Raw genomic sequence first — 7,827 nt, 5'->3', positions numbered from 1 at the left:
CCGCAACCAGTTTGCCATAATGTTCGGCGAGCGCTTCGACGCTTGAGTATCTGAAACCGCATGGACCGGGACAGATACACAGAGTTCAGGACACTCCCGGGTGCCTGCGTCAAACCCGCCCGCGTTCAGGAGAGTCTGGATCGCGCGGTAGTCGTCTGGCGAGAGATCTAGCGTCGACCACCCGCAGGCGCCAGCCACGGCCTCAATTGCGTCCTGAATTCCGGCGAGATCAAATTCTGCATCGTGGCGTTGGCCATTGCTGTCCGTGAGCCGGATGAAAAAGCTCTCGGCATCATAGAGGCCGCGCAGGAACCCCTCTGAGCCAGAGCCGAACAGCCCGGCCCCCTTGTTATTGGTCAACTCGTTCCAGCGCGTCGATTGCGCAGGATTGCTGTCGATCCGGTAGGTGATGTCGAACGAATCCCGGCGCATGGCACTGATCAAGAAATCGTCCTGGACGAACACAACCGACGTCTCGCCCTCACGGCATTGCGCGAGTAAACGTCTAAAATTATCTGACGACGGACATCTCTAGCGTCATCGCTTGTCCGCCTCCCTCTCAGTTCCGCCGCAGCATTTTGGACAGGTTGTTCCAGCTGCGGGTGTTGACGATGTTTTCCGCCGCCAGCCATCCTCGCCGGGCCTGGTCGATGCCGAGCCGCATGTTCCCCAAGCCCCCGGTGCTGTGCGAATCGGTGGAAATCGCGATATCCACCCCCTTCTCCGCTGCCATGCGGCAATGAACATCTTTCAGATCAAGACGGACCGGGTTCGCATTGAGTTCCAGCATGCAACCCCGATCCTTCGCAGCCTCCAGCAATCGTTCCATATCAAGCGCAAAGGACTTGCGTTCCCCGATCCGCCGCCCGGTCGGATGCCCGATGATCGACACCAGCGGGTTGTCCATGGCGCGGATCATGCGCTCGGTCTGCCTGTCCTCCGCCAGTTCGAGTTTCGAATGGACCGACGCGACGACAAGGTCGAGCCGCTTCAGGAGCTTGTCGGGAAAATCGAGGCTTCCGTCCTCCAGGATGTCCACTTCGCAAGATGCCAGAAGACGAAGGCCGTCAAGCTTGTCGTTCAGCGCGCCGATCTCGTCGATCTGCCGGTGCAGCGCGTCTTCGCTCAGCCCCCCGGCCTGGGTTTGGCTTTTCGAATGATCGGTGATCGCGAGATACTCGTAGCCCTTTTCCTTTGCCGCCTGCGCCATCTCCTCTAGGCTGTTCTTGCCGTCCGACGCCGTCGTGTGGGCATGCAGATCACCCTTGATGTCCCCGGGCTTGACGAGCTCGGGCAACTCCCCTTTGTCGGCCGCCTCGATCTCGCCGCGGTTCTCCCTCAGAACCGGATCGATCCAGGGCAAACCGACCCCGCCGTAAATCTCTTCCTCGGTCGCCCCGGCAATCCGCTTCTCACCGTCGAAAAGACCGTATTCATTGAGCTTCAGATCGCGGTCCTGCGCGCGCCTGCGCCCGGCGATGTTATGCGACTTCGATCCGGTGAAGTAATGCAGCGCGGCCCCCCAGCTTGGTTCGGGGATGACACGCAGGTCCACCTGAAGGCCCGATCGCAGCGTGACGGTCGACCGCGTCTTGCCCTTCGACGCGATCTTCTCGATCTCGTCATACTCGATAAATCGGTCGATGATCGCGCCGCCATCATCGCCCTGCACGAGAATGTCCAGATCGCCGACAGTATCCTTGCGGCGGCGGTAACTACCGGCGATCTCGGCTTTCGAAACGTCATCGATCTTGCGGATCCACTCCAGAAGCGGCTCGGCGAAATCCTCGGCCACGTCCAGCCGGATCCGCTCGTCCCCGATCACGCCCTGTTTCAACTCCTTGTGGATCCGCGCCTGGGTCTTCTCGCCGAACCCCTCGATCGCGGCAATTCGGCCTTCCTCAGCCGCCTCCTTCAGGTCATCGACCGACGAAAGATCCAGTGCCTCGAAAAGCGCTCGGGCGCGTTTCGGCCCGATCCCGGGGATGCGCGTTGCTTCGACAATCGCTTCCGGCACCTCGTCCGAGATCTCGTCCAGAAGCGGGAGCCGCCCGGTCCGCACGATCTCGGCGATCTTGCCGGCAAGGTCTTCGCCGATATCGGGCAGCTCAGATAGGTCCTCACCCTCCTCCAATATGTTCTGCAGCGACCGGCTCAGGTCGCGGATCGTGTTGGCCGCGTTGCGATAGGCGCGCACACGAAACCGGTTGGCCTCTTCGATTTCCAGCAGATCGGCCACGTGATCGAAAATCGTGGCGATCTCGCTGTTATGTACCGGCATGACCCACCTCCTCAGCCCAGCATCTTCGCGAATGCATCCTCGTCGAGCATCTCGACACTTTCTTCCTTTGCCTCGTCCTGCTTCGAGCCAGGCTCGGCGCCGACGACGACGTAATCCGTATTGCCGCTGATGCTCGACGCCACTTGCCCGCCGCGACGCTCGATTTCCTCGGTCGCTTCCTCGCGCGTCCATCTCTCAAGCGTGCCAGTCAGCACGAATGTCCTGCCCTTCAAAGACTGGTCCAATTGTTCGATGGCTTGCGGCGATACCCCGGCGTGCAGGAGCCGCCCGACGACATCCCGGTTCCGCTCTTCGTCGAAAAACGCGGCCACGCTCTGCGCGGTTTCCTCACCGATCCCTGCGACCTGTTCGATCTCGGCCCGGCTCGCCTCTTTCACCGCTTGGAGGCTGCCGAAGGCCATGGCCAGCCGACGCGCCGCGTCCGCGCCCACATGACAGATACCGAGCGCGCGCAGGAACCGATCCAGTGGCACCTCGCCGCGCGCATGAATGGCGTCGTGAAGCGCCTTGGCCGATGCCTCCGCGAAACCGTCGAGCGCGGTCAATTCCTCGACGGAAAGATCGTAGAGGTCGGCAATATCTTGAACCATGTCCCGCTCGACAAGCTGCTCGGCGGTCTTTTCCCCGAGGCCCTCGACATCCATCGACCCACGTGCGCCGTAATGCACCAGCCGCGCCACGAGCTGCGCGGGGCAGGCAATGCCCGCCGGGCAATAGTTCAGCGGCCCCCGCCGCTCAACCTTGGCCCCGCAGGAGGGGCAGCAATCTGGCATCTCGAACGGGCCGGACCGCTCCACGCCTGGCTGCGGCACTCGTTCTGCCACTTCGGGGATTACATCGCCGGCTCGTTCGATCCTGACGGTATCGCCGACACGCAGGTCCTTGCGGTATATCTCCTCGGCGTTATGCAGCGTCGCCCTTGCCACCGTCACGCCACCAACATCCACCGGATCGAGCAGCGCAACCGGCGTCAGGGCTCCTGTGCGACCGACCCCGACCACGATATCCGCAATCCGCGTCTCGCCCATTCTGGGCGGAAATTTCCAAGCGATCGCCCATCTGGGGCTCCGGCTGCGTTGACCCAGATTTTCGCGCTCCTTACGCGCGTCGAGCTTCAAAACGATACCGTCGATCTCGTAATCAAGATCCTCGCGCCGCTCTTGCATCTCGTCGTGAAACGCTTCGGCCTCCTGCAGCGATCCACACCGCGTCCGTTCGCCTATGACCGGAAGCCCCAGATCGCGCAGCGCCGCCAGCAGCTCCCACTGGCCGCGGGCCTCTGCCAGACCGATCCCCGTGGCATCGTAGAAGGTGACGGCGAACCGGACGCCTTCGGCCTCGGACGGGTCGAGCCGCCGCAGAATACCGGCCGCGGCATTGCGCGGGTTGGCGAAAGGCTTGTCGCCACGCTCCACACGAGCCTTGTTGACCGCCTGAAAGCTGGACCTGGGCAGGATTGCCTCGCCCCGCACGGCCAGCTCTTTGGCCTCCCGGCCTGTATCCTGGAGTTTCAGCGGCAGGGCGCGGACTGTGCGCAGCGTGTGGGAGATGTCCTCGCCCTTCTGCCCGTCGCCACGGGTCGAGGCACGGCAGAACTGCCCGTCCTCGTAGATCACTTCGATTGACAGCCCATCAAATTTGGGCTCGGCCACGAGAGTCACGTCAGAGTCTTCCACAGCCTCGCGCAGCCGATCAAGGAAATCTGCAATCTCAGTCTTGTCGCGCACAGCATCGAGACTGAGCATCGTCGCAACATGCTCGACCTTGCCAAGTTCGGATTCCGGCTCTGCCCCGACGCGTTGCGTCGGAGACTCCGGCACCACGATTTCGGGATTCTGTTCTTCCAGCTCTTCCAGCTCGGCGAAAAGGTCGTCGTATTCTTGGTCCGATATCTCGGGCGCGTTCTCGACATAATACAACCGGTCATGGCGATTGATCTGCTCGCGCAGTTCCTCGGCCTGCTTGGCAATATCAGACTTGTCGCGCATAGATAGTCAATTCCTCGCTCGCGCGCGGCGCGCCAATCAAATCCACCCAGCCGCACGTAATCCACCGCCGACCAGAAACACCCTCACTGTGCCGGACGGTTTCGTCATTGACTGCCGTTGCATCGATCCAGTGCGCCGGTCCGCGCAGCTTGGTGACAAGTCCGGGTCAACGTCCATAGAAGCCGACCAGTTCGGTGAACTCGATGATCTTGGGCCGGGCGAGCGCGATGATTTCCTCGCAGCGCGCGCCGGACGCGGCTGTCGTGATCGGCTCGCGCAGGGCGCTCAGGCGGAAATGATAGGAATGTGGCGCGTCCCCCTCGGGTGGGCAGGGCCCGCCATAACCGGGTTTGCCGAAATCATTGATGGCCTGCTGAAAACCCGGCTCCAAGGTTTCCGGTCCAAAGCCAGATCGCAGAAAGCCACTGTCGGGCGAAATGCCCCAAGCCGCCCAGTGACAGAACACACCACCCGGCGCATCGGGGTCGTCGCAGACCATTAAAAGCTCTTTCGTGCCCTCCGGCAGTTCGGTCCAGCGAAAGGCAGGCGAAACGTTATCGCCATCACAGGTGAAACGGACGGGAATCGTCTCGCCGTGATTGAAATCCGGGCTTGTCAGTATCAGCATGAACGTCTCCTTTGCTTTTTTGGGTCTGTTGTCAGACAGTCAGGGGGGGTGGCTTTATCTCACGTTCCGAAGGGGTAGGTCTCGGGCAGGCCCGGTGTTTGACCGGCCCCGAGTGGCGAGACCGCAGTCGTTTCATCGATCCAGACATATTCATCGAACTGGCGGGGCAGCTCGGCTTCGAAGTAATGGCTGGCAAGCTCGGTCTCGGGGCGGTAGATCACGCCGATCGCCCGTTCCAGCAGCGGTTTGGACAACTCCGTCGCGACATCCAGTTCGTGTCCTGCCCGTAGCGGCAGGATGAGCCCCGGCAGGCCAGACAGGTGGAACTGCCGCTCATAGCTTTGCGGGTGGGATGGCCTGACCTGCTTGACCTCCATGGGACCGTTCCAGTCACTGGCGGCCGCGACCGTGCCATGATCCGTGCCCATCCCGATCCGGTAGCTTTCCTGTCCGAACCCGCGCGCGCAAAGCTCGCCAAGGTTGCGTTCTCCCCGGCGCGACATCTCGGTCGCACGGGCATCACCGATATGGGAATTATGCGCCCAAACCACCGCCTTGGCGCCGTCCCCGTGGAAGTTCATCACGTTTTGCAGGGTTTCGAACATGTGATCGTCGCGCAAGTTCCACGACGCGCGTGAGCCGTAATACATGATCCGGTAATACTTTTCGGCATTGGCGACCAGCGCGGCGTTTTGCGCCGCATCCAGAAAACGGTCGCCGTCGCTCAGCGCGTATTCCTGACGTTTTCGCATCAGATCGACAAGCATCGCCGTCACATCATCCTCGCAGTTGCGAAAAGTACCGGTCAGGGCTGCGTGACCATAAGCTGCCGGGTCAGCCTCCCAAGGGCTGAGGCAGCCGTAGCGGTGACGCGCAATACGAGCGAGATCGGGATCCACATCCTCCAGATAGTCGACAATCGCCTGCGCCGAGTTGAAGAGGCTATAGAGGTCGAGGCCATAAAACCCCGCCTGCGTCTGCGAGGTGCGCGACGCATTCCATTCACGCAGCCAATCGGCAAAGGTACGGACTTCCTCGTTGCGCCACATCCAGGTTGGAAAGCGGGCGAAAGCCTGCCACTCGGACGGTGGCGTTTCGCGGTGACGCACATATTGGTCGATACGGGCAGCATCAGGCCAGTCGGCTTCGGCGGCCACAATGGCAAAGCCCTTTTCCTCGATCAATCTTTTCGTAATGAGCGCGCGAATTCGGTAAAACTCGGAGGTGCCATGGCTTGCCTCGCCGATCAGCACCACGCGGGCATCGCCAATGCGCTCCATCATCATGTCGAGCGGCGCGCTCTCCACGTCTTCGAACGCCTCGGCGTGTGCGCGGATCAGGCCCGGCAGACCTTCGGTCTGACGCGGACGATGCTGGACAAGGCGGGGCGGTGCCGTCTGCACATCCTCCGGCGCGCCTTCCCAGCCTTGTTCGCCGATCAGGGGGACAAAGCGAACATCGGCCAGATCCTCGCGGTCGAATTGCCCCTTGTCGCGCCGTGTCACGCGCACCAGCTCTTGTGCGCGCGCGTCGCTGCCGATGGGCACGACCATCCGGCCTCCCGTCGCCAGTTGGGACTTGAGGGTTTCCGGCATGAAGGGTGCCCCCGCAGACACGAGGATCGCGTCGAACGGCGCTTCGTCCTCCCAGCCTCTGGTGCCGTCCCCGTGAAAGATGTGGACATTCGTGTAACCTGCGTCCTGAAGCGCCGCCGAGGCCCTGGAGGCCAGTGTGCCATGGCGTTCGATGGCAAAAACCTGGCCCGCGATTTCAGCCATCACAGCAGCGGCATAGCCCGACCCCGCGCCGATCTCGAGCACCTTTTCGCCGCCCTTCAAGGCCAGCCCCTCGATCATGTAGGCCACGATATAGGGTTGCGAGATGGTTTGTCCGGCGTCGATGGGCAGCGGGCAGTCCCGATATGCCTGACCTTTCAGGTGCTCCGGCACGAAGCGCTCGCGCGGCACGCGTCTCATCGCATCCAGAACCAGCGGATCACGCACGCCGCGCGCCTTGATCTGGCGTTCGACCATTTCGTTGCGAAGATCATCATAGCCGGTCATGTCACGTCTCCTCACTGCTTCTGCCTTGAGTGCAGAACGGCAACCAGACCAGGCACGCGGGCGGGCTGCGATAAGTCCGGTTTAACTCTCGGTCGGAACCTCCGGTGGCGGAGCAATCGGTACTTCGCCAGGGGGCTGTGGCACATCCGGCGGCGTTTCCGGCGGGACTTCCCTGGGCGGTTCCGGGGACTCGTCTGGCGGAGCCGGTGGCGTTTCGTTTGGTGGTGTAGCCGGTTTTTCCCGTGGCACAGATTGCGGCGTCCTTGGCTTAGAAGGTTCACCACCAAAGCTGAGTGTTGCCCCCTTTTGCTCATAAGACTTGGATTGTATCGCCATGAAAGCTGTTTCTCTTTGTCAGTCCTGCTGCAAGTCTGCACCAAGTGCATGGTCCCAGGCATTGATCACGGTTAAACGCTCCGCCCTGCGATCCTTGCAGGATCCTCCGAGAGCAATACCCCGATCACACAGCCAAGAGGCGAGGAATTCCTGACGCGAAAAAAGGCCGGCGAGCCCGTTCGGGGTGCATGGCAACCCACCTGGCGCGCTGCTTCATACCGCTGTTGCTGGAAAATCCATCCATCCCGGTTGTTCAAATTTCCGGAACCACATCAGCACCCCGCATCCTGGCCATGCCTTGTCTCAGGGGCACCGCAAGACGACCGCATGAAGATAGAGGAGCCCTATTCTGCTGGGCCAATACTGTTGGCGGCATGCCCCAGATCGTCCACCCTGTCCTTAAAAAAATGTCCGCATGTAGTTCACGATGACCATGGCAGCCTGCAACCTCGCAGGATTGCCGAAGTTCCTGGCAGGTTGATGGTGGCGGTAACATTGGCCCGGGTTCCG

Annotated in this window: 4 protein-coding genes and 2 pseudogenes; 1 reads left to right on the top strand and 5 read right to left on the bottom strand. The window is 61.7% G+C overall.

The window, feature by feature from the left end; translation table 11 throughout:
• The 5 genes and pseudogenes from N5A93_RS18200 to N5A93_RS18180 form a co-directional block, all read right to left on the bottom strand.
• A pseudogene (locus N5A93_RS18200) lies at positions 1 to 444 on the bottom strand (hypothetical protein); the annotation flags it as partial.
• 115 nt (positions 445 to 559) lie between these two features.
• Complete coding sequence (polX, locus tag N5A93_RS18195; protein ID WP_268956516.1) at positions 560 to 2,281, bottom strand: DNA polymerase/3'-5' exonuclease PolX; 1,722 nt, start codon at positions 2,279 to 2,281, stop codon at positions 560 to 562.
• Positions 2,282 to 2,292: 11 nt separating this feature from the next.
• Entirely contained in the window at positions 2,293 to 4,290 is a 1,998-nt protein-coding gene (gene ligA, locus N5A93_RS18190) for an NAD-dependent DNA ligase LigA (RefSeq protein WP_268956515.1), read from the bottom strand.
• A gap of 166 nt (positions 4,291 to 4,456) precedes the next feature.
• The gene (locus tag N5A93_RS18185) at positions 4,457 to 4,918 is read right to left on the bottom strand and encodes a YbhB/YbcL family Raf kinase inhibitor-like protein (RefSeq protein ID WP_268956514.1); all 462 of its coding nucleotides are present in this window, start codon (positions 4,916 to 4,918) and stop codon (positions 4,457 to 4,459) included.
• Between the two features lie 59 nt (positions 4,919 to 4,977).
• Positions 4,978 to 6,981, bottom strand: coding sequence for a protein-L-isoaspartate(D-aspartate) O-methyltransferase (locus N5A93_RS18180; RefSeq protein ID WP_268956513.1), 2,004 nt, complete (start codon positions 6,979 to 6,981; stop codon positions 4,978 to 4,980).
• A 610-nt stretch (positions 6,982 to 7,591) separates the two neighbouring features.
• On the opposite strand from N5A93_RS18180, the pseudogene N5A93_RS19600 reads away from it, so the two are divergent.
• Positions 7,592 to 7,798: pseudogene (locus tag N5A93_RS19600) on the top strand (IS5/IS1182 family transposase); the annotation flags it as partial.
• Positions 7,799 to 7,827 lie beyond the last annotated feature (29 nt).

The organism is Roseovarius salincola (assembly GCF_026891095.1).
Lineage (GTDB): Bacteria > Pseudomonadota > Alphaproteobacteria > Rhodobacterales > Rhodobacteraceae > Roseovarius > Roseovarius salincola.
The sequence above is the reverse complement of the archived record's forward strand: the minus strand, read 5'-3'. Positions and strand labels throughout refer to the sequence as shown.

What these genes read in the sequence shown, in the direction of transcription:
- ligA (WP_268956515.1), bottom strand. Translation starts at nt 4,290, where the DNA reads ATGCGCGACAAGTCTGATATTGCCAAGCAGGCCGAGGAACTGCGCGAG.
- polX (WP_268956516.1), bottom strand. Translation starts at nt 2,281, where the DNA reads ATGCCGGTACATAACAGCGAGATCGCCACGATTTTCGATCACGTGGCC.
- N5A93_RS18180 (WP_268956513.1), bottom strand. Translation starts at nt 6,981, where the DNA reads ATGACCGGCTATGATGATCTTCGCAACGAAATGGTCGAACGCCAGATC.
- N5A93_RS18185 (WP_268956514.1), bottom strand. Translation starts at nt 4,918, where the DNA reads ATGCTGATACTGACAAGCCCGGATTTCAATCACGGCGAGACGATTCCC.